The following is a 25,380-nucleotide window of genomic DNA, read 5'->3' on the forward strand; positions in this document are numbered from 1 at the left end:
CTGCAGCCATCATAGGCCGCAGGGCCGCCCCCTTGTCAGGGCGCCATCAACGCTGCATCAGCGCTTGTCGCTCACCTTGATGCGGGCGTTGGGAACCTCGCCGAACATCTCGGGCGCATACAGCGCCTCCACCCGCGTGGGCGGCAGCGCGAAGTCGCCGGCATTGTTCAGCCGCACGGTGTACTCCACGCGCGTATTGCCCTTGGGCAGGTACTGGTAGTAGGCGCGGTAGGCCTCGAAGCTGCGCTCTTCATAAGCCAGCCAGCCCGCGCCTTCCGCGCGCTCGCCGCCCGAGGCGATCTCCGAGTCGCGCCCCAGGCCGCCGCCCAGGATGGTGGCGCCCGTGGGCACGGGGTCGGTGATGGCCACCCAGGTCATGTCGGTGCGGGCCTGCACCTCCAGCGTGACGCGCAGCACGTCGCCGCGCGAGTACTGGCCTGCGGGCAGGCTCTTGTCGGCCTGCTCCACGGGCTTGACCGTGCGCGTGACGGTGTAGCCGGCGCTGAACGGCGCCTTCAGCTGCACGGCCGCCACAGACTGCAGCGTGAGCCAGGGCTTGCCGGTGCCCTGCTGGGTCACCGTCAGCTGGCCCTTGCGGGCATCACCCACCGCGCTCCAGGGCAGGAACATGGTGTTGTTGCGCAGGCCGCCGACCACCGTGGTCGCGCCGAAGCTGGACGCCTGGTGCGCCGCGCCCTCGGTGTCGCTGGCGCGCATGCGCGTGACCTGGCTCCACTCCACGCGGGCCTGGGACGCGCCCAAAGCCGCCTGGGTGGTGCCCGTCACGGGCGTGGCCTCGAACTGCTGCGAGAAGCGCTGCAGTGCCAGCGCGCCCCACAGGTTGGCCGTGGTCGTGCCCCAGGCGCCGTTGCTCTGGCGCGAGATGAAGCCGTTGGCCAGGCGCGGCAGCTCTTCCTTCCACGTCGGGTCGTCCATGTTGACCAGCATCAGGCGGGCCAGGTTGACCTCGGGGCCCTGCATCAGCCACCACCACTGGTCGTCCTGCTCGTTGCTGAAGGCCACGCGCGTGCCCTGGTAGCTCAGGCGGGCGCGCAGGATCTGCTGGGCCTGGGCCAGCTGCTGTTCGCGCTGGGGCAGCTCGCGCATGTGCTTGAGCAGGGCCACCCAGTCGATGACGGCATGCGTGGGCCAGTCATTGGGCGCGATGGTGATGCTGTCGAGCATGCGCGGATTGGCGCGGCCCGTCAGCGCCAGCGCCTGGATGGCGGCCAGCTTGCGCATGTCCAGATCCTTGCGCGGGCTCCAGAAGCTGCGCTGGATGCGGCCTTCGACGAAGGCGATCAGGCCGTTTTCCATGCGTTCGCGCTCGGCCGCCGGCAGCACGAAGCGCTTGTCCACGCCCTGCGCCAGTGCCGAGAGGTTGAGCAGGTGGGCCGTCAGCGTATCGCTGCCGCGGGCCGCACGGCCCGACCCGTCGCCTGCCAGCGGGAAGTAGCTGGCCAGGCCGTCGCCGTCCAGGTAGCTGGGCAGCTGGCCCATGGTGGACTGCCACAGCGTGGCGTCGCTCATGCCCACGGCCTTGCTGGTGACCTGCTCCAGGCAGCTGTAGGGATAGCGCGCCCACCAGTCGCGCACGCCCGGCAGGCCTTCGGCCAGCTTGGGCGCCAGCGACATGCGCAGGCCGCCGCGGCCGGACAGTGCATCGGCCGGCAGCTGCACGGGCAGGTTGATGCTGCCATCGATCTGCATCAGCGTGCCCTGCTGCACCGTGAGCGGCACGGCCGGGATGATGCGCTGGCTGACCTTCAGCCTGTCGCTGGCCGGCTTGTCACCGCCTGCGGTGTCGCGGGCCTCGATCTCCCAGATCAGCGCCTCGGCGCGGGTCTGGCCCAGCTGGGCCGGCGCCGTGACGTTCCAGGCCACCTCGCGCGCCTCGCCTGCGGGAATCTCCACGGTCTGCGCTGCCAGCTCCAGCAGCGTGGCACGCGGCGTGACCTGCACCTTCATGGCCTTGGCCGAGGTGTTGCGCAGCGTGACCATGGCACGGAACTGGTCCTCCTCGCGCACCAGCGGCGGCAGGCCGCTGATGATCTGCAGGTCCTGGGCCGTGCGGATGGGCGCCTGGCCCGTGCCGAACATCGACACGCCATGGTCGGCAACCGCCACCACCTGGAAGGTGGTCAGCGAGTCGTTGAGCGGCACGCTGACCTGGGCCTTGCCCTGGGCATCGAGCACCACGCTCGGATTCCACAGCAGCAGCGTCTCGAACAGCTCGCGCGTCTGGCTGCGGCCACCGCCGCCGCCAGCGGCCACGGCCTTGCGGCCGTAGTGGCGCCTGCCGATCACCTCCATCTGCGCGGTCGAGGTCTGCACGCCCCACTCGCGGCGGCGCAGCATGGCGTCGGCCAGCTGCCAGCTGGTGTTGGGCATGAGCTCCAGCAGGGCCTGGTCCACGACCGCCAGCGCCACCTCGGCGCCAGCGGCGGGCTTGCCGTCGGGCAGCGTGGCGCTGATGGTGACCTTGGCGGTGCCGCGCACCTGGTAGCTGGCCTGGTCGGCCGTGACCTTGACGTCGATGCGGTGGGCCTTGGTGCCCACGCGGATCTCGGCCATGCCCAGGCGATAGGCGGGCTTGGACAGATCGACCAGGGCCGTGGGCGCGATGTACTCCTTGCCCTCATGCCAGAAGGCGTTCCACCACTCGCGCGGCGCCTTGAAGCCCCAGGTGAAGAAGCTGTACCAGGGCACCTCGCGCAGTCGCCCGCGCAGGGCCAGCACGCTCACGTAGACGTTGGGGCCCCAGTCAGGCTGGACCTTCAGCTCCACGGTGGGGTTCTGGCCATTGAGCTGCATGACCTGGGTGCTGACGATGCCTTCGCGCTCCACGGCGACCAGGGCCGTCGCATAGCGGAAGGGCATGCGCACCTGGAAGCGCGCGGTCTCGCCGGGCTCGTAGCTGCGCTTTTCGGGCAGCACGTCCATGCGGTCATGGTCCTCGCCGCCGAACCACATTTCGCCCTGGCGCGTGACCCAGACGCTGGAGGCGGCCTGGGCGGGCCGGCCATCCTTGTCGGAGGCGGTGACGATCAGCTCCACCTCGCCGGGCTGCGACAGCTGGGCTTCGCACTGCACCATGCCCTGGGCATCGCTGTTGCCCGTGCACACCGTGCCCATGGACTTGAGCGTGGTCTGGTTGTCGTAGCTGTAAAAGCCCCCCACCAGGCGCTTGCGGCTGCTGGTGGTGACGCGGGAGATGGCCTCCACCTTGACCGGCACGCCGGCCTGGGGCTTGCCGTCCACGCCCAGGGCCAGCGCCTGGAACTGGAGCTTGCGGCCCGTGGTGATCCAGCTTTCGGCACGCACGCCGGCCACGATGGCCGCGGGCCACAGCATCTGCGTGCTGCGCAGGGTCTGCACCTCGCCGTTGGGATCGGCATAGGTGGCCTCGATCAGCAGCTCGCGCGGCTCGCGCAGCTTGGGCAGGTTCTCGATCTTGAGCTTGCCCAGTCCTTCACGGTCCAGCGTCACGGGCAGCTTGTCGGCCACCACCTTGCTGTCCTGGGAGGCCGTGGCCTCCTCGTCATCGCTCTGGCCCGTGTCCTGGGCGCTGCGCGGTGCCGAGAAGCTGAAGCCCTGCCAGTCGCTGCGGTCCATCCAGGTGGAGCGCACCAGGGCGGACACGCGCACCGGCAGGTTGGCCGCCGGGCCGCCGGAGACGTAGTTCACCTGCACCTGCACCGGCAGGCTGGAGACGCCGACCAGGGCCTGCTTGCCTTCGGGGCCCACACGGCCTTCGAGCACGGGCAGGCGGAATTCCTCGACACGGAAGCTGCCCGTGCCGAAGCGGTTGTTGCGCCCGCGCGAGCCGTTGCCATCGCCGCGCAGCTCCACGGAATACGAGCCGAGCTTGGCGCCCTTGGGCACGGAGAAGCTGTTTTCCGCACTCAGGCCGCCCGTGCCCGTGGAACGCCACTGCAGCGGCTGCGTGTACTGCTGGCCGCTGCCTTCATGGGTAATGACCAGTTGCGTGGGCCGCTGCTCGGGCAGCGCAAAGCCGCCCTGCCCCTGGCCGATGCCGGTCTGGGTGCGCATCAGGTGCTTCATGGACACGGTCTCGCCAGCGCGCAGCAGCGTGCGGTCGAAGATGGTGTGGGCCACCTCGTCGCGCTGGGCGCTGCGGCTGGTGGGCACGTTGAAGCGCCAGGACTCGATGCCGCGCTGCCAGTCGCTCCAGGTGAAGGCCAGCTCCTGCTGGCCGTCCTTGCCCTGGGCGCGTGCGCTGACGAAGTAGGCAGGCGAGCGGTAGCCGACACCGCCCGTGCACTGGGGAGGCTCGGGCGACAGGCCTTCCAGGCGGGCCACGCCGCTGGCGTCGGTGGTGGCCGAGGTCAGCACCTTGCCATTGCAGTCGGAGACCTGGATCTTGGCATTGGCCACGGCCTGGCCCTTGTCCAGCGTGGTCACCCAGGCGGCCGCGTTCTCGCGGCCGAGCTTGAAGTGCACGGACAGATTGGTCACCAGGGCCGAGGTGCGCACATACATGCTGCGCGCCGAGCCGTAGCGCTCATCGAGCAGCGACTGGCCCAGCAGCGGCGAGGCGATCTCGACCACGTGAAAGCCCGGCGTGAGCGGAATGCCCACCACCTCGAAGGGGCGCGGATCGCCCTTGACGGGCTTGGGCAGCTCCAGCGTCTTGACGTCGCCCTGGCCGGCCAGCAGCGACAGCATGCGCGTCTGCACATAGTCGCGGTTTTCGTTGTCGATCACGGGCGGCAGCGGGCCCTTGATGTCGCGCGAGGCGCGCTTGCGGTCCATGTCGGAGGACTCGTAGTCCGCCACGCGGCGCATCCAGGCGATGATCTCGGCATCGCTGCCGGGCTGCTTGGTGCTCACGCGGCTGGCATCCAGGGACTTGGTGGCCAGCTCGGACTCCACATTGCGCAGCGTCACGGGCAGCAGGGCCGGGCCGTCCGGGCCTTCGGCATAGCGCTCGACGATGCCGAAGGGCGAGGCCGCGAACTTGGCCAGCGGCGGCAGCGCGCCCGTGGCCACCTGCAGCGGGAACATGTCGGCATTGCTCAGGCTGCGGCCTGCCGCGTCCTTGAACTGCGGAGGCAGCTCCACCGTGTAGCGCGCCTGGGCCTGCATGGTGGCCGGGAAGCTCAGGTTCTGCACCAGCGAATCCTCGCTGAGCTTTTCGCCGTATTCGCCGTCGATCACGGGGGCCACCTTGGAGGCGCCGCTGCTCAGGCGAATGCCCTCGGCCAGCTTGCGCGGCACGGGGGCATTGAAGTTCAGGCGCATGGGGCGGATCGGCAGGCAGGCGGCCTGGGCGTTCTCGCGCTCGCAACTGAACTCGGCCGCGAAGGGCTCGCGCACGCGGTACTCGAAGCGCTTGTCCTGGCGGCTGGCCACGCCGTTGGGCGTGGCGATGCCGGCGCCAAAAACCAGCTTCATGGTCGTGCCCGCCGTCAGGCGGCGGTTGCAGGCCAGCGTGGCGTACTGCAGCGGGTTCTTGGCGGCGGCCTTGTCCCAGCCGCGGTGCTTGAGCAGCTCGTCGCGCTCCTTGCCGTCGATCAGGCGCACGGGTATGCGCTCGCCCACGCCTTCGGCCGTGCACCACATGTGCTGCTGCAGGCTTTGCACGGTGGCCGGGCCCGACAGGCGCAGCGCGAAGTACTGCTCCTCGTCGATCTGTTCATAGGTGTCGGGCGCCATGTCCAGCACGGCCGGGCCGCCGGTCTGGAACTGGTAGCTGGCAGCGCCCGTCACGGCCGTGCCCGCAGGCGACTTGTAGCCGGCCACCAGCTGGGCCGTGCAGCGCACGCCGGGCGGCAGGGCCTGCTTGAAGTCGAACACCCATTCCCGGTCGCTGTTCCAGCGGCCCGTGCCCTGGGTGGCCGCCGCATCGCTGCAGCTGAGCGTGACCGGCGCGGCCGCCTTGGGGTCGCCAAAGCGCACGGCCGTGCCATCGAATTGCACCACCACCTGCTCGACCTTGGCCACCTCTCCCTGCGGGCTGAATTGGCGCACGCCCACGGCCTGCGCCGTCAGCGCCGCCGATCCCAGCAGCAGCCCCAACCCCCACCGGCTCCAGGGCCGGCTGTGCGCCGGAGCCCCCTGCAACCCACTGATCGCTTTCGTGCGAAGCACCCCCATGGCAATCCCTTCTGTCGGGCTCAGATGGCCCGCTGTTTTCTTGGAATGAGCAGGCTTTCAGCACTGCGACGCGAGCTGTCCGCATGACACGCTGCAAATGAAAAACCCTGCGCTGCAGGCAGGGCTCGGCGGCAAGGGCTGAAACAAGGCGCAGGCCTGTCGCCCGCATGCACCGAATGCAGGGCCGCATCCGCTGCGGCTGAAAACCACTGCGCGGGATGATACCGGCCCGCATCCGCTGCAGGCCCTGCTGCGGGTGCCCGGAACCGGGTCTGCGGTGTATCCGTCTGTAAGACATCGGCGCATCAACACGTCATATCCGTGCGATCACAGGGCTCACCTCCCAACACAGGCCCCGTCAGACTACATACAGCGTGCTGCCTATACTGCGCGGATACAACACAGGGAGAGAGTCCGTCCATGAAGCCGAACCACGTTGCCGTGCCTCAGCCGTTCTGGCACCGGATCAACCAGTTCTTCGCCTTTCCGTTCCAGTCACAGCCGCTGGGCTATGCGCTGCTGCTGTCGCTGGGCAGCCTGCTGTTCAAGGCGCTGTTCTTCCTGCCCGCACCCCTGGCCATCGGGCTGGTGCAGATCGGTATCCTGCTGGCCGCCAGCCGCTATGGTTTCAAGGTGGCAGCGCTGGGTTCGCAGGGCATATCGCGCGCTGCGGACTATCCTCGCCACCTGGACCCGGACTGGACCCATCTGCCCTGGAAGCTGTTCGCCATTTTGGTGGTGCACGGCATCATCGTCGGCTGGTGTGCGCGGGTGAGCCTGGGCATGGCACAGCTGGCCCTGCTGCTGCTGTCCTTTTTGCTGCCGGCCAGCATCATCGTGCTGGTGCAGACGACGGGCTTTTTCTCCGCACTCAATCCGCTGCTGATCCTGGACACGGTGCGCATCATCGGCAAGCCCTATGCGCTGCTGTGCTTTTTTCTGTTCCTGTTGAGCAGCGGTGCGCAGATCGCCATGTCGCTGCTGCTGCCGCTGTTCAGCGGGCTGATCCTGCTGCCGCTGTTCAACTTCGCCATGATCTATTTCGGCTGGGTCATGGCCAGCCTGCTGGGCTATGTGATGTATCAGCACCATGAGGCTCTGGGTATCGACGCCGTGCCCCAGGCAGACAGCGGGCCCGACGGGGCGCCTGCGCGCACGCCCGAACAGATCGCCCGCCAGCAGCTGGACGAGGACGTGGCCGAGCACGTGGCCGCTGGCGACCTGGCCGCCGCGCTGGGCCTGGCCTACGAGGACCAGCGCACCCACCCCGACGACACGCATGCCCAGCGCCGCTACCACCGCTTGCTGCTGCTGTCGGACAAGACGGCCACGCTGCTGGACCACGGCCGGCGCTTCATCGCCCTGCTGCTGCGCCAGGGCCAGACCGCAGAGGCGCTCAAGGTGTTCCAGGCCTGCCGCGCCAAGGAAGCGAGCTTTGCGCTGGACGATGCCGACCAGACACTGGCCCTGGCGCGCAGCACCTGGCGCGCGGGCGATGCACAGGCGACGCTGACCCTGATCTCGGGCTTCGACAAACGCTTCAAGGGCCATGCCGCCGTGCCCCATGCCTATGAACTGGCGGCGCGCCTGATGCTGCAGGGCTTCGGGCGCCGGGACATGGCCCAGGGCATCCTGGCCACGCTGCAGGCGCGCCATCCCGACAGCGAGGCCACGCAGGAGGTGCGGTGGCTGCTGCGTGACCCGGAACCGGAGCAGGGTCCGGACCCGCGCCCGGCCCCGCACTGATCACGCCGTGGCCTGGGCCCGGGCCTGCCCGTCGAGCAACAGCCGGGTCACGGCCTCATCGGGCGCCCAGCGCTGCAGTTGTGGCAGCCAGGCGCGGGCGCGCTGTGCCAGCCCCTGCTGCAGCAGGCCGTTGACCAGCAGGCACAGCGTCTCGCCCAGGCCCGGCTGGCCGGGCGCTGCCTGCAGCAGCGCGTGGCACAGCTTCTCGGCATCGTCGAACGCACGGGCACGCGTGAAGCGGCGCACCAGCCTGGCCATGTCCTCGGGCGCGATCCTGGCGCCTGGGCGGGCCAGGTCCAGGTAGATGCGGTAGCTGGCGTGCTGCCAGGCGAGGGTGGCGGCATCACGGGCCGGCAGCCTGAAGATGCGCCGGGCCGCCCGGTGGAAGTCCTCGCTGGCAGGCGCATAGCGGGCCGCGGCAAACCAGGCCCGCAGCACCTCGGTGTCGGCAGGCCGCAGCTGGGCTGCGGCGCGCCAGGCGCGCAGGGCGCCCTCCATGTCCAGCGCCTGGCCCAGGCGTCGCGCGTTGGCGACATGTGCGTCGAAGCCATCGTCCGGCGCCGAATGGCGGCCCGCCAACGCCGCCCGTGGCTTGCGGCGCAGATGCAGGGCCATCAGGGCTGCGCCCGTCAGCAGACCGCCCAGGTGGGCCATGTAGCCTGCGCTCTGGCCACTGAAAAAATGCTGCAGCACTTCATTGGCGATCCAGGCTGGCAGCAGGATCAAGGCGGGCGCAGTGACGTAGTTGAAATAAAAAAACAACTGATAGAAGAAACGGACACGCCGCAGCCGGTACATGACGGCGTACATGCCCATCAGGGCCGCCACGGCGCCCGAGGCGCCCAAGCCGTAACTGCCTGTGCCTGCATAGGCCCAGCCCGAAAGCACCGAGCCACCCACGGCGCCCAGCAGATAAAACAACAGATAGGTGCCGCGCCCCAGCATCAACTCGACCGAGAAGCCGAACATGAAGAGAAACAGCATATTGCCCACCAGGTGGCTGGTGTCGACATGCAGGAACGCTGCGGTGATCCAGGTCACCGGGCGCATCGGCGCGTCCAGCGCATAGTTTTTGGCCCAGCGCGTGGTGAAAGGTTCCGGCTGCAACGCCTCGTAGCGGCTGCGGTCGGTCTGCCAACGCTCGTGCAGGGGATCGCTTTCGGGCACGATCTGCCCGCTGCGCAGCAGCGCCAGGAATTTCGGCTCCTGCTCCATGCGCTGCAGCAGCGGCTCGACCAGGCCCTTTTTCTGCAGCACCTTCGCCTGCTTGGCAATGGGCGAATCCGTGCGCTCCAGCCAATCCACGAAGCGCGGCAACTCGATGCCCGGCAGCGCGCTGGCGGCATAGAACTGCGCCGCCGCCTGCTGGGCACGCTCCTCGGAGCGCTGCGGCCCGAAGAACACCAGCACGTTCACGAGGATGATCAGCAGCGTCATCCACGGCGGATTGCTCCAGCGGGGCCGGTCCTCCAGCGGAATCGCGTAGAACATGCGGGACCGCTGGACGCGCGCTTACTGCGGCTGGAAGCCGCTGGTCTGGATGATGCGTTTCCAGACCTGGGTATAGGCCTGCTCGCGCTCGGCCAGTTGCGCGGGCGGCATGTGGCCCACGGTCAGGCCCAGGGCGGTGAGCTGCTCGTGCACATCGGGCTGCTTGAGCACGGTGGCCACGGCGGCGGAGAAGCGGTCGATGAAGGCCTGGGGCGTGCCGCGCGGCGCATAGATGCCGTAGTAGGGCGTGTCCTCGAAGCCCTTGACGCCCTGCTCGGCCAGCGTGGGCACTTCGGGCATGGTGGCCTGGCGGCGCGTGCCCAGCACGCCGATCACGCGCAGCTTGCCGGCCTTGTGGTTTTCCATGAAATCCTGCACCGAGGCGATGCCGGCCGGAATCTGGTTGCCCAGCATGTCGGCCAGCATGGGCGCGCTGCCCCGGTAGGGCGCGGCCACCAGGTCGAGCTTGTAGTGCTCGCCCAGCAGCCTGACCAGGAATTCCGGCGTGGACGCGGGCGCGGGAATGCCGATGCTGCCGCGCTTTGCGCCCTGGCGCACCCACTCCACATACTCGGCAAGGTTGCGCGCCGGCGTGTTGGCGGAGACCGCCAGCGCGTTCACGAAGGTGGCAAAGCCGGCCACGGGAACGAAATCATGGCCAGGGTCGAAACCCGGCTTCTTCACCACCTGGGGCAGGATGGAGATGGTGTGGTCGTGCGTGAGGAACAGCGTGTGGCCATCGGCCGCAGCCGCCTTGAGCTGCTGCGCCGCGATCTGCCCGCCCGCGCCGGGGCGGTTGTCCACCAGCACCGTGGTGCCCAGCACATCCTTGAGCCGGTCGGCCAGCAGGCGTGCGATGGCATCCGTGCCGCCGCCCGGCGGAAAGCCCACCAGGATGCGGATGGCCTGCCCGGGCTGTGCCCAGGCCAGCGGCGCCAGGGCCGACGAGGCGGCAACGGCAGTCACTGCGCCAGCGGCGCGCAGCGCCCCGGTCAGCAGTTGGCGGCGGGAGGATGTCATGGCGCGGCTCCGGCGAACGGGGAAATCAGCCCAGGCGTGCGTTCAGGCGTGCATTCAAGCGCGCCTGGTGGCCTGCCAGCTGCTTGCGCACCTGGGCTGGCGCCGTGCCGCCCAGGGTGTTGCGCGCATTGAGCGAGCCTTCCAGGCTGAGCGCCTCGAAGACGTCGGCCTCGATGCCGGGGTTGAAGGCCTGCAGTTCGGCCAGCGGCAGCTCGGTCAGGTCCACGCCCTTTTGCGAGGCCAGCTTGACGGCATGGGCCACGGTCTCGTGCGCGTCGCGGAAGGGCAGGCCCTTCTTGACCAGGTAGTCGGCCAGGTCGGTGGCCGTGGCGTAGCCCTTGAGTGCGGCGGCGCGCATGGCTTCGGCGTTGACGGTGATGCCGCCCTTCTTGCCGCCCGTGGCCGGGTCGGCCTGGCCGCCGATCATCTCGGCGAAGATGCGCAGCGTGTCCTTCAGGGTGTCCACCGTGTCGAACAGCGGCTCCTTGTCTTCCTGGTTGTCCTTGTTGTAGGCCAGGGGCTGGCCCTTCATCAGGGTGATCAGGCCCATCAGGTGGCCGACCACGCGGCCGGTCTTGCCGCGTGCCAGTTCGGGCACGTCGGGGTTCTTCTTCTGCGGCATGATCGACGAGCCGGTGGTGAAGCGGTCGGCGATGCGGATGAAGCCGAAGTTCTGGCTCATCCAGATGATCAGCTCTTCGGACAGGCGGCTCACGTGCACCATGCACAGGCTGGCGGCTGAGGTGAATTCGATGGCGAAGTCGCGGTCGCTGACGCCGTCCAGCGAGTTCTGGCAGACGCCTTCCATGCCCAGGGTGCGGGCCACGCGCTCGCGGTCCAGCGGGTAGGTGGTGCCGGCCAGGGCGGCGCTGCCCAGCGGCAGCACGTTGACGCGGCGGCGCAGGTCCAGCATGCGCTCGGCGTCGCGCTTGAACATTTCCACATAGGCCAGCAGGTGGTGGGCAAAGCTCACGGGCTGGGCCACCTGCAGGTGGGTGAAGCCGGGCAGGATCACGTCCACGTTCTTCTCGGCCACTTCGACCAGGGACAGCTGCAGCTCGCCGAGCAGGCCTTCGATGAGGTCGATCTCGCCGCGCAGCCACAGGCGCACGTCGGTGGCCACCTGGTCATTGCGGCTGCGGCCCGTGTGCAGGCGCTTGCCGGCGTCGCCGACCAGCTGGGTCAGGCGGGCCTCGATGTTCAGGTGCACGTCTTCCAGGTCGAGCTTCCACTCGAACTGGCCGGACTCGATTTCCTGCGTGATCTGCGCCATGCCCTTGCGGATGGACTCGTGGTCGGCGGCGGCGATGATGCCCTGGGCCGCCAGCATCTCGGCATGCGCCAGGCTGCCCGTGATGTCGGCCTGCCACAGGCGCTTGTCGAAGAACACGCTGGAGGTATAGCGCTTGACCAGATCACTCATCGGCTCTTCAAAGAGAGCGGACCAGGCCTGGGCCTTGGTGTCGAGCTGGTTGTGCGAGGCGGACGTTGGTTGATTGGCAGACATGTGAGGACGCGATCTTCGATTAGGCGGTGCAGGCGGTGGGCGGCACGCCCCCCGCGCGGGCAGGAAGCGAAGATTCTATCGACCTGGGCGGCGCCACGCCCGTGCAGGGGCCTGCATGGGCGGTGTGACCGCTGTGCAGGCCCGCCCGGCATGACCATAATCCGGGCATGCGGCGCGAACCCCACCCGCCGAAACACTACCTGCCGCCCCTTGCCGACCCAGCCGCCCCCCACCACCGCCCCGCCGCCCCTGCCTGCGGCGCTGGTCTTCGACGCCTGCAACGTCGGCGTGGTGCTGCGCGCCGTGCTCTTCGTGCAGGCCGTGGCGGCCACGGCTGCGATGTTCGGCGCCGACTCGCTGCTGCAGTGGCTGGAGAACATGGCCCTGCTGACCGGCGCCAGCCTGCCCGGCACCCTGGTCTGGCTGGTGGCGGCCTGCCTGCTCAAGCATCCGCTGCAGCGCCTGCCGTCGACCGGGCAGTACGCAGCCGGCGTGCTGCTGGGCATGGCGGCCGGGCTGTATGCCTGCGCCATGCTGCAACTGGCCGGCGGCACCAGCGCCCCCTGGCTGGCCAGCGCCATGTCCGGCGGACTGCTGGCGGCCCTGCTGGTGGCCGCCCTGGTGCTGCGCGCACGCGGCCACACCCCCGCCGATACGCAGGCGCGGCTGGCCGAGCTGCAGTCGCGCATACGACCACATTTCCTGTTCAACACGCTCAACAGCGCCATCGCCCTGGTGCGCGCCGAGCCCGCCAAGGCCGAGGCCCTGCTGGAAGACCTCAGCGACCTGTTCCGCTACGCACTGGCCGAGCCGCACAGCACGACCACGCTGGCCGAGGAGATCGAGCTGGCCCAGCGCTACCTGGCCATCGAGCAGGTGCGCTTCGGCGAACGGTTGCAGGTGCGCTGGCAACTGGACCCTGCCGCCCACGGCGCCCTGCTGCCGCCGCTGCTGCTGCAGCCGCTGGTGGAAAACGCCATACGCCATGGCGTGGAGCCCAGCGCACGCGGCGGCAAGCTGCAGGTGCGCACCGAGCGCCGTGGCGATCTGGTGGAGGTGCGCATCACCAACACCCTGCCCACCGAGATCGATTCCGCCAGCGCAGCTGGCACGCGCGGCAACGGCATTGCGCTGGCCAATGTGCGCGCCCGGCTGTCGCTGCTGCACGACCTGCAGGCCCACCTCACGGCGCGCACGCTCAAGGGCCATTTCGTGGTGCGCATCAGCCTGCCGCTGGCTGCGCCTGCCAGCCACCCCACGAAGGCCGTATCGAAGAAGAAGGACCATGCACATCCTGATCGTTGACGACGAAGCCCTGGCCCGCGCGCGACTGCGCACCCTGCTGGCCGATGTGGAAGCCTGCACGGGCACCGGCCCGCACCAGGTCAGTGAAGCGGCAGACGCGCGCCAGGCCATGGCCGTGCTGCAGGCGCCGGGCCCGCGCGCCGTGGAACTGGCGCTGCTGGACATCCACATGCCGGGCCAGGACGGCCTGGCCCTGGCGCACGCACTGCGCCGCCTGCCGCTGCCGCCTGCCGTGGTCTTCGTCACCGCCCATGCCGGCCATGCGGTCGAGGCCTTCGACCTGGACGCCGCCGACTACCTGACCAAGCCCGTGCGCCGCGAGCGCCTGCAGCAGGCCCTGGCCAAGGCCGCACGCACGGCGGTGCACCAGACGGCCGAGCGCGACAGCGGCCCCGTGCTGCTGATACAGGACCGGGGCACCACCGTGCGCCTGCCCCTGTCCGAAGTGCTCTACCTCAAGGCCGAACAGAAATACGTGACCGTGCGCACCGTGGGCCGCAGCTACATCCTCGACGGCGCCCTGGCCGACCTGGAAACCCGCCACGCCGATCACCTGCTGCGCGTGCACCGCAACGCGCTGGTGGCCCGCAGCGCCCTGCGCGCCCTGGAACGCCACGACGACCCCACCGAAGGCGAAGGCTGGGCCCTGCGCCTGCACGGCATCCCCGAACTGCTCATGGTCTCCCGCCGCCAGCTCCCCCAGGTCCGCGCCGCCATCCGCGACGAAGGACAGCCCAGCTGACGATGAAAGGCTGAGGACAGCGCTCTGCGCCAGAAAGCACGCCCCAAAGCAAGCGCGGCCCACCTCAAAGACACCGAGGAAGGGCCGCCCCGCACCGAGGGTGTCGTCCCCCTCCGCGAAGCGAGAAGGGGGAAGCCGCGAAGCGGCTCAGGGGGTCAAGCCATCTTTCTAGACAAATCCCACATCGCATCCACCAGCAGATCGACGTCCCGCGCGTCATGCCACAGGTGCGTGGACACGCGCACGCCGTAGTGGTCTGCCGCCGCGCCGATCACGGGGAAGTTGGAGTTGCGGATCACGAAGCCCTGCGGATAGTCGCTGAGCATGCGTGCCACGAAGGTCGATGACTTGGTCCCGTTCATCACGTCGTCCTTGTTCTGGAACGGGTTGAAGCAGGTCAGCGCCGACAGCAGCTTGGGATCGTCCTTGGGCGAGTACAGCGAGTCCACGCCCCAGCGCTCGACGATCTTTTCCTTGAGGTAGGACGACAGCGTCAGGTCATAGGTCTCGATCTTCTTGCGGCCGATGCTGTCCCACTGCGCGCAGGCCTGGGCCAGCGCCATGAACATGGGCGTGTGCACGCTGCCGCAGGAGGTGACCGAGGCGGCGATGTCGTAGGTCTCCTTGGCCGTGGTCGTGCGCTCCAGCGCCGGGTAGGCGCTGGTGTGCACCGGGTACCACTTGGGCAGGGGCAGCGGGTTGGAGGCGCGCATCTTGTTGCGGATGATGAGGATGCCCGTCGAGCCCGGACCGCACTGCCACTTGTGGCCCGCGCCCGACATGAAGTCCATGCCCAGCTCCGCATAGTTGTAGGCCATCATGCCCGGCAGGTGGGCGCCGTCCACGATGCTGATCAGCCCGTGCGCCTTGACCACGCCCATCAGGTCGGCGATGGGCAGCATGGTGCCGGTCTTGTAGGTGGGAGAGGACCACATCATGGCGCGCACGCGCTTGCCCTGGGCCTTGAGCGCGCGGATGCGCTCGTCGAACAGGTTCACGTAGGTGGCGGCCGTCTGGTTGTTGCCCACGGGCAGCGCAATGCGCGAGACCTCGATGCCGTAGCGGTCCTGGGCGATCTTCAGCGGCGTGTCGCCGCCGCCGTGCTCGTGGTTGGTGGTGACCACCACGTCGCCTCGCTGCCAGTCGATGCCCAGGATGGCATGGCACATGCCCGAGGAGGTGTTGGCCGAGAAGGCCAGTTCGTCGGCATCCACGCCAAAGCCCGGCGCCACCTGCTTGCGCAGGTCCAGCAGGTTGCTGTAGCCATTGCCCGAGTCGGCGGCCTTCTTGCGGTTTTCGGTATCGAACACGTCGAGCACCAGCTTGGGCATGGAGCCGGCCGTGCCGATGTTCATGTAGGTCTTCTCGGGCTTGAGGATGAACATGCTCTGCACGTCGGACCAGAAGGCTTCGTCGCGCATGAGCTGCTCGCGCAGCGCGGCGGCCGAGGTCTGGGCGTTGCCGCTGCCGCAGGCGGCCAGCAGCGGGCCCAGCGTGGCGGCGCCGGTGCCGTAGCCCAGCATGCGCAGGAAGTCGCGGCGCTTGGAAGTCCAGCGCGCGGGATAGCCGGATTCGCCGGCGGCCGCAGTGGCGGTCAGGGATGTGGCCTGCTCGGCCGCGATCTGGGGGTGTCGTGCGTTCATGCGGTCCTCCTGTCGTTGCGCAAGCGGTCAGCGGCGGCCGACGATGGCCGAGATTTCGATCTTCACATCGCGCGGCAGGCGCGCCACTTCCACCGTGGCCCGAGCGGGGGCGCCGGTCTTGAAGTACTCGCCATAGACCTTGTTCATGGCGGCGAACTCGTTGAGGTCCTTCATGAAGACCGAGGTGGACAGCACATCCTCGTAGCCCAGTCCCTGGGACTTGAGCTTGGCGCCGATGTGGTCGAGCACGGCACGCGTCTGCTCTTCGATGGTGGCGCCCTGGATGGCCGTGCCCTGTGCATTCAGCGGCAGCACGCCCGAGAAGTAGACGGTGTTGCCATGCGCCACCATCTGCGAGTACGGGCCGATGGCCGGGTAGATCTGCGTGGTGGACAGCACCTCGCGCTTGTTGGGCGCAGCGCAACCCACCAGCGCCGCCACCCCGCATGCCAGCGCCATGCGCCCCAGGTTCGTTCGAATATCCATGGTATTGCCCTTCTCAAACAAAAATACAAGCTGCCACTGCCGTGCCACGCATTACTGCATTGGCGTTATGGAAACACTTTGTCACCATTAACCCAGTCCTCAGAGGTGACCTGAATCATCGATACAAAATGATTCGAATTCGTGATTTCACGGAGAAATTCTAGGCAGGGATCTGGAGCATTCGATAATGAATTTTCCCCTACGCACCACTACGCACACGGACCCACGCAGTGCTACGCAGCCCTTCAACATTCTTTGAAAACAATGGTTTGGCACGGAATCTGCTCAACAGCAAGCAGCACATCAGGCATCAGAGGGACGGCGCACCACAATACGGCAAAACGATTATCCAAAACCCCAAAAAGGGGAGTACGCACCAAGAAAATGCATCTCGGATTTCCAGTATCCATGGGATATTGTTTCGCACCCAAAAACTATTTTCCATGGTGTTTCCCTTGGGATATTCAAACGCCTTTTCACGCGCGCGTGAATCCGTGTGGATATACGGGGCGCGCAGGCCATTGGAAAATACAGCGCCTGCCATTCAAAGGCCGCCGCCCTGGCGCTGGCGGCATGCGCGCAAGCCCTGTTGACAAGGCCCGGCCACTGGGCGGAAAAGATCGTCGGTGCACCCCACACAGGCTCCCATGCAACTTCCGCTGAAACTTGCACTTCTGTCGATTGCCGCCATCGCGCTCGCCCTGGGCCTGGTCGCGGCGACCGTGCAGCACCAGACCCTGGAGCTGGCCCACCAGGAACGGGAACTGGTCGAGACCGCCTACCTGCACAGCAAGGAGACGGAGCTGCGCCACTACGTCCAGCTGGCGACCACGGCGCTGACGCGCATCAAGTCCAGCGGCGAGGAGCAATCCGTGCAGCGGCGCCAGGCGCTGGAGATGCTGTCACGCATGCAGTTCGGCGAGGACGGCTACTTCTTTGTCTACGACGAACACGGCAACGTGCTGCTGGATGCGCGCCAGATGGGCCTGTCGGGCGTGGACCTGTGCGATCCCAACAGCCCCGGCGGCGCAGGGCCCGCCCGGATCATCCTGGACGCCGCGCGCAGCGGCGGCGGCCTGGTGCGCTACCAGTGGCAAAAACCGTCATCGCTGCGTACCGAGGCCAAGCTCGCCTACGTGGCCACGGTGCCCGAATGGGGCTGGTCGCTGGGCACGGGCCTGTACCTGGACGATGTGGAGCAGGCGCTGCGCCAGATCGACGAAAGCGCCCAGGCCAACATCGCGGCCACGCGCTGGCGCATCTTCGGCATTGCGGCGCTGTGCATCGTGCTCATCGGCGTGGCGGGGCTGGTGTTCAATCTCAGCGATCACCGCGTGTCCAGCAACAAGCTGCAGCGGCTGGCCCAGCGAGTGGTGCATTCGCAGGAAGAGGAACGCACGCGCGTGGCGCGCGACCTGCATGACGGCGTGGTGCAGGTGCTGGTCTCCTCCAAGTTCCTGCTGGAGACGGCCCAGGCCCAGCTCAGGCGGCTGGCCGCGCAGGACCCGGCCACGGCCCAGCGCATGGTGGACCAGGGCCTGGAGCAGCTCAACCACGCGCTGGTGGAGATACGGCGCGTCTCCCACGGCCTGCGCCCCGCCCTGCTGGACGACCTGGGCCTGGCCCCGGCCCTGGCGCTGATGAGCCAGCAGATGCAGGCCGAGGACGGCCTGCGCATGCAGTTCGGCTGCCGCGGCGAGACGCGCTTTCTGCCGCCCAGCCACGCCACGGCCCTGTTCCGCGTGGCCCAGGAAGCCGTGACGAATGCGCAAAACCATGCCCAGGCCACGCGCATCGATGTCAGCCTGCACTTTCAGCGCCGCCGCGTGGTGCTGCAGGTCAGCGACGACGGCCAGGGCTTCGACATGCGCCGCGTGCAGCGCGACCGCCAGGGCGGCATCGGCCTGCGCAACATGCGCGAGCGCATCGAAGGCCTGGGCGGCCACCTGTCCATCAGTTCGGGGCGCCGGGGCACCCGGCTGGTCGCCGTGCTCTACCGCGATGGCGGCATGCCGCTGTCTCCCTCACCGGAATTCGAACTCCCACGGGCCGCTGCATGAACCCCATGATCCGCATCCTCCTGGTGGACGACCACCCTCTCGTGCGCGACGGCGTGTCCATGCGCCTGCAGGCCACGGACCATATCCGTGTGGTGGGCGAGGCCGCCAGCGTGGACCAGGCCCTGCCGCTGGCCCGCGAGCTGTCGCCCGACCTGGTGGTCACCGACATCCGCATGCCGGGCGCCAGCGGCATCGACCTGGCCGCGCTGTTCCGCGATCAGTTCCCCCTGGTGCGCGTGCTGGTGCTGTCCATGCATGAGGATCCCGAATACGTGCGCCGCGCCGTGGCGCTGGGCGCGCGCGGCTATGTGCTCAAGGACGCGCCTGCGCAGCAGCTCATCGAGGCCATAGACCGGGTCTACGCCGGCGGCCTGTATTTCAGCCCCGGCCTGCAGCCCGTGGCCGAGGAAGACGGCAGCGCGTCCGGGCCCCGGCGCGCCCTCACGCCGCGCGAGGCCAGCGTGCTGCAGTGGATCTCGGAGGGCCGCTCCAACAAGGAAATCGCCGCGCTCATGGGCACCTCGGTGCGTACCGTGGAAACCCACCGCCTGCACCTGCGCCGCAAGCTGCGCATCGACGGCCATGCGGCCTTCATCAAGTACGCGGTGGATTACGCCGACCTGCTGGGGCCGGCACCCCAGGAGGCCCGCGCAGGCTAGGACCCGCGCCTCGGCCTCAACATCAGCCTCAGTGCGCGTGCGCCGCGCGGCTGACCACGGTGACCAGCACGATGCCCAGCATCAGCCAGCCCACCTGGGCCACGGTCTCGCGTGCGCTCAGGCGCTTTTGCAGCTGGGGAATCAGGTCGGCCAGCGCCACGTAGATGAAGCTGCTGGAGGCCACGGCCAGGAAGTACGGCAGCAGTTCCTGCAGCTGGCCCACCAGGAAATAGCCGCCAATGCCGCCCAGCGTGGTCACGGCCCCGGCCATGGACACCTTGATCAGCGCCACGCGCCGGTTGGAACTGGACTGGCGCAGCACCACGATGTCGCCCATGTGGTGCGGCACTTCGTGGGCCAGCACCGACACCGCCGCGATCAGCCCCAGGCGCATGTCGGCCATGAAGGCGGAGGCGATCAGCACGCCATCGCCGAAGCAGTGCACGCTGTCGCCGGTCAGCACCGCCCAGCCGCCGTGGCGGTGGCCGTGATGGTGATCATGGGAATGGTCATGGGCGTGGCCCTGGTGATCGTGATGATCGTGGTGATCGTGCTCATGGGCCGGCGGCGCGCCGTGCTCGTGCCCGTGGTGCCACAGCTCGGCCTTGGACAGCAGGAAAAAGAACACCAGGCCCACCAGCAGCGTCACGAACAGGTCATGCGCCCCGGCCTCGCTCTCGAAGGCTTCGGGCAAGAGGTGCATGAAGGCCGTGGCCAGCAGCGCGCCCGCCGCCAGGCTCAACAGCCGCTGCGGCATCATGCCCGGCGAGCGATTGCCTCCCAGCCCCATCAACAACGCGGCCACCCAGACGCTGCCAATACCGGCGGCCAGGGTGGCCAGAATGATTGCTATCAATGTCATAGCGATTTGTGCTTCAACCGTATGCCCTTGCAGGCGAAACCCGCGAATTCTCGCAGAAAGACAGGCCCCATCGCAGCCGTGGCCTGCGATCCCATGAAGGAAGCAGGCCACGGTGTCGGGTGCCCTCGGTTTCAGCCTACAGAAGCTGTCAAGCCCCCCTGCGCGAATAAAGTTGAAAGCCAGTCAGCAATACCTTAAAAACTGGCGCGTCCTCACACCAGGGACACCGAGGAAGGGCCGCCCCGCACCGAGGGTGTCGTCCCCCTCCCGCGAAGCGAGAGAGGGGGAAGCGGCGCAGCCGCTCAGGGGGTCACCCCATGCTTATTGAACCAGGCCAGCATTTTCTGCCAGCCGTCGCGCGCAGCCTGCTCGCGGTAGCTGGGCCGGTAGTCGGCATGGAAGGCGTGCGGCGCCTCCGGGTAGATCACGAACTCCGAGGCCTTGGCCGCTGCCGAGCCCTGCTTGAGCGCCTCGCGCATGCGCTCCACGGATTCCAGCGGAATGCCCGTGTCCTGTCCGCCATACAGGCCCAGCACCGGCGCCTTGAGGCTGGAGACCAGCTCCAGCGGATGGCGTGGCTGCAGCGCCGTCTTGGCGCCTTCCAGCCGGCCGTACCAGGCCACGCCGGCCTTGACCGGGCCATGGGCCGCATACAGCCAGGTGATGCGCCCGCCCCAGCAAAAGCCCGTGATGGCCACGCGCGCCGTATCGCCACCCTGGGTGCCGGCCCATTGCACGGCGCCGTCCAGGTCGGCCATGACCTGCTCGTCGGGCACCTTGGAGACCAGCTCGCTCATGAGCTTGGCGATGTCGGTATAGGTCTTGGGGTCGCCCTGGCGTGCATACAGATCGGGGGCAATGGCCAGGTAGCCGGCACGCGCCAGGCGGCGGCAGGTGTCGGCAATGTATTCGTGCACGCCGAAGATCTCGGAGATCACCAGCACCACCGGCACATTCTTCTTGCCCGCGGGCGCGGCGCGGTAGGCGGGCACCTTGAAGCCGTTCACGGTGAAATGCACCTCGCCGGCCGTCAGGCCGTCGGCCGGCGTGGAGATGGCGGTCTGCGCCATGAGCGGCGTGGCCGCTGCGGCATAGCCCAGGCCCAGGGCCGTCTGCAATGCCAGGCGCCGCGTGGGCCCCTCTTCGCTGCTGCGCCCCGGAACCAGGGCCTTCAGGTCTTGCTGCTGATCGTCACGCATGCATCTCTCCTTGGTGGTGGTTGAGAACCGGCCAAGTCTACGATGCCTGTGTGAAGCTCAATGTGCCTTGTCCCAGTTGGGTCCCAGGCCCACCTCGGCGAGCAGCGGCACCTTCAGGTCGGCCACGCCGGCCATCAGGCGCGGGATCTCGGTGCGTACCCAGTCCGACTCGCCTTCGGGCAGCTCGAACACCAGTTCGTCGTGCACCTGCATGATGACGCGGACCTCGGACTGCCTGGCATCGAGCTCGGCCTGCACCGCCACCATGGCCTTCTTGATCAGATCGGCCGCCGTGCCCTGCATGGGCGCGTTGATGGCCTGCCGTTCGGCCGCCTTCTTGCGCGGGCCGCTGCCGCCGTTGATGTCCACCAGGTACAGGCGGCGGCCGAAGACGGTTTCCACGTAGCCGTGGTCGCGCGCGAATTCCACCGTCTCGTCCATGTAGCGCTTGACGCCCGGATAGCGCTGGAAATAGCGGTCGATGTAGGCGGCCGCGGCCTTGGTCTCTATGCCCAGGTTCTTGGCCAGGCCAAAGCTGCTCATGCCGTAGATCAGCCCGAAGTTGATGACCTTGGCATAGCGGCGCTGCTCGCTGCTGACCTGCTCCAGCTCCACGTTGAAGACTTCCGATGCCGTGGCACGGTGCACGTCGCGGCCTTCGTGGAAGGCGCGCAGCAGGGACTCGTCGCCCGACAGGTGGGCCATGATGCGCAGCTCGATCTGCGAGTAGTCGGCGCTGGCGATCACATGGCCGGGCGCGGCAATGAAGGCCTCGCGCACGCGCCGGCCTTCCGGCGTGCGGATGGGGATGTTCTGCAGGTTGGGGTCGTTGCTGGACAGGCGCCCCGTCACGGCCACGGCCTGGGCGTAGTGCGTGTGCACGCGGCCCGTGCGCGGCAGCGCCAGTTGGGCCAGCTTGTCGGTATAGGTGCCCTTGAGCTTGGACAGGCTGCGGTGCTCCAGCAGCTTGGCGGGCAGCGGATAGTCCTCGGCCAGCTTCTCCAGCACCTCTTCGTCGGTGCTGCGTGCGCCGGTGGCCGTCTTCTTGACCACGGGCATGCCCAGCTTGTCGAAGAAGATTTCGCCCAGCTGCTTGGGGCTGGCCAGGTTGAAGGGCTGGCCCGCGATGTCGTAGGCCTCCTGCTCCAGCTGCACGATGCGCTGGCCCAGGTCGTTGCTCTGCCTGGCCAGCGTGGCGGCATCGATGAGCACGCCGTTGCGCTCTATGCGGAACAGGGCCTCGCTGGTGGCGATCTCCAGCTCGTAGACGCCGCGCAGGCCGTCGTTGGCCTGCAGCTGCGGCCACAGCACGCGGTGCACGTCCAGGGTCTGGTCGGCATCCTCGCAGGCATAGGCGGCGGCCTTGTCCACGGGCACCTGGGCGAACGGGATCTGGTGGGCGCCCTTGCCGCACAGGTCTTCATAGCTGATGCCCGTGCGGTTGGTGTGGCGCAGCGCAAGGCTGGCCAGGCCGTGCGGGCGGTGCACTTCCAGCACATAGCTTTGCAGCATGGTGTCGTGCACATAGCCCTGCACCTCGATGCCGGCATTGGCGAAGACATGGCGGTCGTACTTGACGTGCTGGCCCAGCTTGGGCCGGGCCGCATCCTCCAGCCAGGGCTTGAGGCGCTGCAGCACTTCGTCGGCCGGCAGTTGCTCGGGCGCGTCGGGGCCGGCATGGCGCAGGGGGATGTAGGCAGCGGCGCCGGGCTCCACGCTCAGCGAGATGCCCACGATCTCGGCACGCATCTCGTCCAGCGAGGTGGTTTCGGTATCCAGGGCCGTGAGTTCGGCAGCGTTGATCTTGGCCAGCCACTGGTCGAACGCTTCCCAGGTCAGCACCACGTCATAGTCCAGCGGACGCTGCTGGACGGCCTCGGCCTCGGTGGTGGCGTCGTCGGATTCGGCCTGCTCCTGGGCAAACATGTCGCCCGTGGACTGGTCGGCACGCGGCTTGGCCGCTGGCTTGCGGCCGGCCTTGACGGCTTCCAGCGCATCGGGCTCGGGCGCGGCACCGCCGAGCATGCGCGCCAGGCCCTTGAAGCCGTAGCGCTCATAGAAGTCGCGCAGCGGCGCGGTATCGGGCTCGCGCGGCGCCAGCGCGTCGAGCACCGGCAGGGTGGGCACTTCGGCGCTCAGGTCGCAGTCGGTCTTCATGGTGACCAACTGGCGGCTCAGCGCCAGCTGGCCCGAGGCGATGGCATCGCGCAGGTTCTGGCCGGCCACGCCCTTGATGCCGTCGGCCGCAGCAATCAGGCCGTCGAGCGAGCCGTGCTCGGCCAGCCACTTGACGGCCGTCTTGGGGCCCACCTTGGACACGCCGGGCACGTTGTCCACGGCATCGCCGACCAGGGCCTGGTAGTCGATCATCTGCGTGGGCGGCACGCCGAACTCGGCCGTCACGCCGGCCACGTCGCGGCGCTTGCCGCTCATGGTGTCCATCACCATGATGTGGGAGTCCACCAGCTGGGACAGGTCCTTGTCTCCACTGGAGATGACCACGTTCACGCCCTGGGCGGCGGCCGTCTTGGCCAGGGTACCGATCACGTCGTCGGCCTCCACGCCCTGGATGGCCAGCACCGGCCAGCCCAACAGGCGCACCACTTCATGGATGGGCTCGATCTGCGAGCGCAGATCGTCGGGCATGGGCGAGCGGTGCGCCTTGTATTCGGGGTAGAGCGTGTCGCGGAAGGTGGGTCCGCTGGTATCGAACACGCAGACGGCGTAGTCGGCCGCCACTTCCTTCCTGATCGCCTGGAGCATGTTGATCATGCCGCGGATGGCGCCCGTGGCAGGGCTTTCCGGGTTGCCGGGCTCGGCGCGCAGGTCCGGCATGGCGTGGTAGGCGCGGTAGAGGTAGCTGGAGCCGTCGATCAGCACCAGGGTCTTGGAATTGCTCATGCGCCGATTGTGCACGCGCCGGCAGGGTGACAGGGCGGGACAGCGCCCGCTGCAAGTTCTACAATGGAGCCTATGCGCGCCGCTCCACTTTTCATCTTCCTGACCCTGGCCGCCAGCTCCGTGCTGGCCCAGAACCCCACGCCTGCCCCGGCTGCCTCCACCGCTCCTGCGACGGCGACCGAGCAGACCGCGCCGGACACGGCCAAGCCCGAGGGCCGCGACCGAACCAACCAGCGCGTGGAACACATCCATGTGGAAGATGGCGGCAGCCGCGTTGACGAGCTGCGCGTGGGCGGCCAGACCCGCAGCATCACCGTGCAGCCCAAGGTCGGCGACATGCCTTCGTATGAAGTGCAGTCCAACGACGGCGCCCGTTCCTCGCGCAACCGCGGCGATGGCGACGGCACCAACGGCACGCGCGTCTGGAACCTCAAGAAGTTCTGATCCTCACCGGACTGGACTGTCCGGGCCCCTGGCCCGGCGGCATCCCAGGGGGCAGCACCTGACGGCGCTGCCCTCTTTCCATATCTGACGACAACGATTTCCGCCGCGCCCTGAAGGCCGGCAATGCAACATGGCCGTTTTCACCGAAGTCTCCGACAAAGACGCGCGCGAGCTGCTGCGCCGCATGTCCCTGGGTTCCTTCAAGGAGCTGCGCGGCATCCAGGGCGGCATAGAGAACACCAACTACTTTCTCACCACCGAACAGGGCGAGTGGGTGCTGACGCTGTTCGAGCGCCTGACGGCCGAGCAACTGCCCTTCTACCTGTACCTGATGAAGCACCTGGCGCAGGCCGGCATTCCCGTGCCCGACCCGCAGGCTGAGACGCGCAGCGGCGACATCCTGCTGAGCGTGTGCGGCAAGCCGGCCTCCATCGTCAACCGCCTGCCCGGCAAGAGCGAGCTGGCGCCCCAGCCCGCGCACTGCGCCGCCGTGGGCGAGATGCTGGCGCGCATGCACCTGGCCGGACGCGACTACGATCGCCAGCAGCCCAATCTGCGCAGCCTTCCCTGGTGGAACGAGACCGTGCCCACGGTCATCCCGCACATAGACGCCCCCACCGCCGACCTGCTGCGCTCCGAGCTGGCCTTCCAGAACCATGTGGCCGCCTCGCCCGCCTATGCGGCGCTGCCGCGCGGCCCCGTGCACGCCGACCTGTTCCGCGACAACGTGATGTTCGATGGCGAGCGCCTGACCGGCTTCTTCGACTTCTACTTCGCAGGCGTGGACAGCTGGCTGTTCGACCTGGCCGTGTGCCTCAACGACTGGTGCATCGAACACGCCACCGGCGCCCATGACGCCACCAAGGCCAGGGCCATGATCGACGCCTACCAGTCGGTGCGCCCCCTGACCGCCGCCGAGCGCGAGCTGTTCAACCCCATGCTGCGCGCGGGTGCGCTGCGCTTTTGGATCTCCCGCCTGTGGGATTTCCACCTGCCGCGCGAGGCCTCCATGCTCGTTCCCCACGACCCCACCCATTTCGAGCGCGTGCTGCGCCAGCGCCTGGCCCACCCGGTGGCGCTGGACTGACGTCCGAAGACCGCCACAGCGCGGCCGACAGAGGGCTTTGCGGTCCACGGGCCGCGCGTCCTCGGGTACAGTCCCCGTTCGGGCGCCAGCGGCGCGGCCCATGCCAGA

16 protein-coding genes are annotated in these 25,380 nt (G+C 68.3%); 7 read left to right on the top strand and 9 right to left on the bottom strand.

Annotated features, from left to right (window positions below; genetic code table 11):
• Positions 1-57 precede the first annotated feature (57 nt).
• Positions 58-6,120 (bottom strand): alpha-2-macroglobulin family protein, encoded by a 6,063-nt coding sequence (locus A4F85_RS25035; RefSeq protein WP_063328159.1) that lies wholly within the window; start codon positions 6,118-6,120, stop codon positions 58-60.
• Between the two features lie 420 nt (positions 6,121-6,540).
• Between A4F85_RS25035 and A4F85_RS25040 the strand changes: the two genes are divergently transcribed.
• Positions 6,541-7,866, top strand: coding sequence for a tetratricopeptide repeat protein (locus tag A4F85_RS25040; RefSeq protein WP_013800953.1), 1,326 nt, complete (start codon positions 6,541-6,543; stop codon positions 7,864-7,866).
• On the opposite strand, the gene A4F85_RS25045 is transcribed toward A4F85_RS25040, so the two are convergent.
• From A4F85_RS25045 to argH, 3 genes are read right to left on the bottom strand one after another with little or no spacing between them, the layout of a single operon-like run.
• On the bottom strand, positions 7,867-9,357 hold the full coding sequence (locus A4F85_RS25045; protein WP_063328160.1) for a rhomboid family intramembrane serine protease: 1,491 nt from the start codon (positions 9,355-9,357) through the stop codon (positions 7,867-7,869). It lies immediately after the preceding gene.
• Between the two features lie 21 nt (positions 9,358-9,378).
• Positions 9,379-10,377 carry a Bug family tripartite tricarboxylate transporter substrate binding protein gene (locus A4F85_RS25050; protein ID WP_013800951.1) on the bottom strand — a complete coding sequence of 333 codons (999 nt, stop codon included), beginning with the start codon at positions 10,375-10,377 and terminating at the stop codon, positions 9,379-9,381.
• Positions 10,378-10,402: 25 nt separating this feature from the next.
• Positions 10,403-11,884, bottom strand: a complete 1,482-nt coding sequence (gene argH, locus A4F85_RS25055) for an argininosuccinate lyase (protein ID WP_012207114.1) — start codon at positions 11,882-11,884, stop codon at positions 10,403-10,405.
• Between the two features lie 150 nt (positions 11,885-12,034).
• Here argH and A4F85_RS25060 point away from each other — a divergent pair, with 150 nt between their 5' ends.
• A complete protein-coding gene (locus tag A4F85_RS25060; protein WP_063328161.1) occupies positions 12,035-13,189 on the top strand; it encodes a sensor histidine kinase in 1,155 nt (384 codons plus the stop codon).
• Complete coding sequence (locus A4F85_RS25065; protein WP_063328591.1) at positions 13,170-13,931, top strand: LytR/AlgR family response regulator transcription factor; 762 nt, start codon at positions 13,170-13,172, stop codon at positions 13,929-13,931. The genes A4F85_RS25060 and A4F85_RS25065 overlap by 20 nt, the downstream gene beginning before the upstream one ends.
• 155 nt (positions 13,932-14,086) lie before the next feature.
• Here A4F85_RS25065 and A4F85_RS25070 read toward each other — a convergent pair whose 3' ends face one another.
• Positions 14,087-15,574, bottom strand: coding sequence for an aminotransferase class V-fold PLP-dependent enzyme (locus A4F85_RS25070; RefSeq protein WP_063328162.1), 1,488 nt, complete (start codon positions 15,572-15,574; stop codon positions 14,087-14,089).
• Positions 15,575-15,601: 27 nt separating this feature from the next.
• Positions 15,602-16,060 (bottom strand): Rid family detoxifying hydrolase, encoded by a 459-nt coding sequence (locus A4F85_RS25075; protein ID WP_063328592.1) that lies wholly within the window; start codon positions 16,058-16,060, stop codon positions 15,602-15,604.
• Between the two features lie 647 nt (positions 16,061-16,707).
• Between A4F85_RS25075 and A4F85_RS25080 the strand changes: the two genes are divergently transcribed.
• A complete protein-coding gene (locus A4F85_RS25080) occupies positions 16,708-18,120 on the top strand; it encodes a cache domain-containing protein (RefSeq protein ID WP_012207119.1) in 1,413 nt (470 codons plus the stop codon).
• The gene (locus A4F85_RS25085) at positions 18,117-18,779 is read left to right on the top strand and encodes a response regulator (RefSeq protein WP_013800948.1); all 663 of its coding nucleotides are present in this window, start codon (positions 18,117-18,119) and stop codon (positions 18,777-18,779) included. Before A4F85_RS25080 ends, A4F85_RS25085 begins: the two co-directional genes overlap by 4 nt.
• A 28-nt stretch (positions 18,780-18,807) precedes the next feature.
• Here the strand turns inward: A4F85_RS25085 and A4F85_RS25090 are convergent, their stop codons facing one another.
• From A4F85_RS25090 to polA, 3 genes are all read right to left on the bottom strand, one after another.
• Complete coding sequence (locus tag A4F85_RS25090; RefSeq protein WP_063328163.1) at positions 18,808-19,641, bottom strand: ZIP family metal transporter; 834 nt, start codon at positions 19,639-19,641, stop codon at positions 18,808-18,810.
• Positions 19,642-19,943: 302 nt separating this feature from the next.
• The gene (locus tag A4F85_RS25095; protein WP_043825097.1) at positions 19,944-20,840 is read right to left on the bottom strand and encodes a dienelactone hydrolase family protein; all 897 of its coding nucleotides are present in this window, start codon (positions 20,838-20,840) and stop codon (positions 19,944-19,946) included.
• A gap of 57 nt (positions 20,841-20,897) precedes the next feature.
• Positions 20,898-23,741 carry a DNA polymerase I gene (gene polA / locus A4F85_RS25100; protein ID WP_063328164.1) on the bottom strand — a complete coding sequence of 948 codons (2,844 nt, stop codon included), beginning with the start codon at positions 23,739-23,741 and terminating at the stop codon, positions 20,898-20,900.
• A gap of 72 nt (positions 23,742-23,813) precedes the next feature.
• Here polA and A4F85_RS25105 point away from each other — a divergent pair, with 72 nt between their 5' ends.
• A complete protein-coding gene (locus A4F85_RS25105; protein ID WP_043825094.1) occupies positions 23,814-24,185 on the top strand; it encodes a hypothetical protein in 372 nt (123 codons plus the stop codon).
• 130 nt (positions 24,186-24,315) lie between these two features.
• Positions 24,316-25,272 carry a homoserine kinase gene (locus A4F85_RS25110; RefSeq protein ID WP_013800944.1) on the top strand — a complete coding sequence of 319 codons (957 nt, stop codon included), beginning with the start codon at positions 24,316-24,318 and terminating at the stop codon, positions 25,270-25,272.
• The last annotated feature ends 108 nt before the right edge of the window (positions 25,273-25,380 follow it).

The organism is Delftia sp. GW456-R20 (assembly GCF_001622915.1).
Classification (GTDB): Bacteria; Pseudomonadota; Gammaproteobacteria; order Burkholderiales; family Burkholderiaceae_C; genus Comamonas; species Comamonas acidovorans.

Excerpts from the sequence above, each read along its gene's own strand:
- A4F85_RS25035 (WP_063328159.1), bottom strand. The coding sequence starts at position 6,120 with ATGGGGGTGCTTCGCACGAAAGCGATCAGTGGGTTGCAGGGGGCTCCG.
- A4F85_RS25040 (WP_013800953.1), top strand. The coding sequence starts at position 6,541 with ATGAAGCCGAACCACGTTGCCGTGCCTCAGCCGTTCTGGCACCGGATC.
- A4F85_RS25045 (WP_063328160.1), bottom strand. The coding sequence starts at position 9,357 with ATGTTCTACGCGATTCCGCTGGAGGACCGGCCCCGCTGGAGCAATCCG.
- A4F85_RS25050 (WP_013800951.1), bottom strand. The coding sequence starts at position 10,377 with ATGACATCCTCCCGCCGCCAACTGCTGACCGGGGCGCTGCGCGCCGCT.
- argH (WP_012207114.1), bottom strand. The coding sequence starts at position 11,884 with ATGTCTGCCAATCAACCAACGTCCGCCTCGCACAACCAGCTCGACACC.
- A4F85_RS25060 (WP_063328161.1), top strand. The coding sequence starts at position 12,035 with ATGACCATAATCCGGGCATGCGGCGCGAACCCCACCCGCCGAAACACT.
- A4F85_RS25065 (WP_063328591.1), top strand. The coding sequence starts at position 13,170 with ATGCACATCCTGATCGTTGACGACGAAGCCCTGGCCCGCGCGCGACTG.
- A4F85_RS25070 (WP_063328162.1), bottom strand. The coding sequence starts at position 15,574 with ATGAACGCACGACACCCCCAGATCGCGGCCGAGCAGGCCACATCCCTG.
- A4F85_RS25075 (WP_063328592.1), bottom strand. The coding sequence starts at position 16,060 with ATGGATATTCGAACGAACCTGGGGCGCATGGCGCTGGCATGCGGGGTG.
- A4F85_RS25080 (WP_012207119.1), top strand. The coding sequence starts at position 16,708 with ATGCAACTTCCGCTGAAACTTGCACTTCTGTCGATTGCCGCCATCGCG.
- A4F85_RS25085 (WP_013800948.1), top strand. The coding sequence starts at position 18,117 with ATGAACCCCATGATCCGCATCCTCCTGGTGGACGACCACCCTCTCGTG.
- A4F85_RS25090 (WP_063328163.1), bottom strand. The coding sequence starts at position 19,641 with ATGACATTGATAGCAATCATTCTGGCCACCCTGGCCGCCGGTATTGGC.
- A4F85_RS25095 (WP_043825097.1), bottom strand. The coding sequence starts at position 20,840 with ATGCGTGACGATCAGCAGCAAGACCTGAAGGCCCTGGTTCCGGGGCGC.
- polA (WP_063328164.1), bottom strand. The coding sequence starts at position 23,741 with ATGAGCAATTCCAAGACCCTGGTGCTGATCGACGGCTCCAGCTACCTC.
- A4F85_RS25105 (WP_043825094.1), top strand. The coding sequence starts at position 23,814 with ATGCGCGCCGCTCCACTTTTCATCTTCCTGACCCTGGCCGCCAGCTCC.
- A4F85_RS25110 (WP_013800944.1), top strand. The coding sequence starts at position 24,316 with ATGGCCGTTTTCACCGAAGTCTCCGACAAAGACGCGCGCGAGCTGCTG.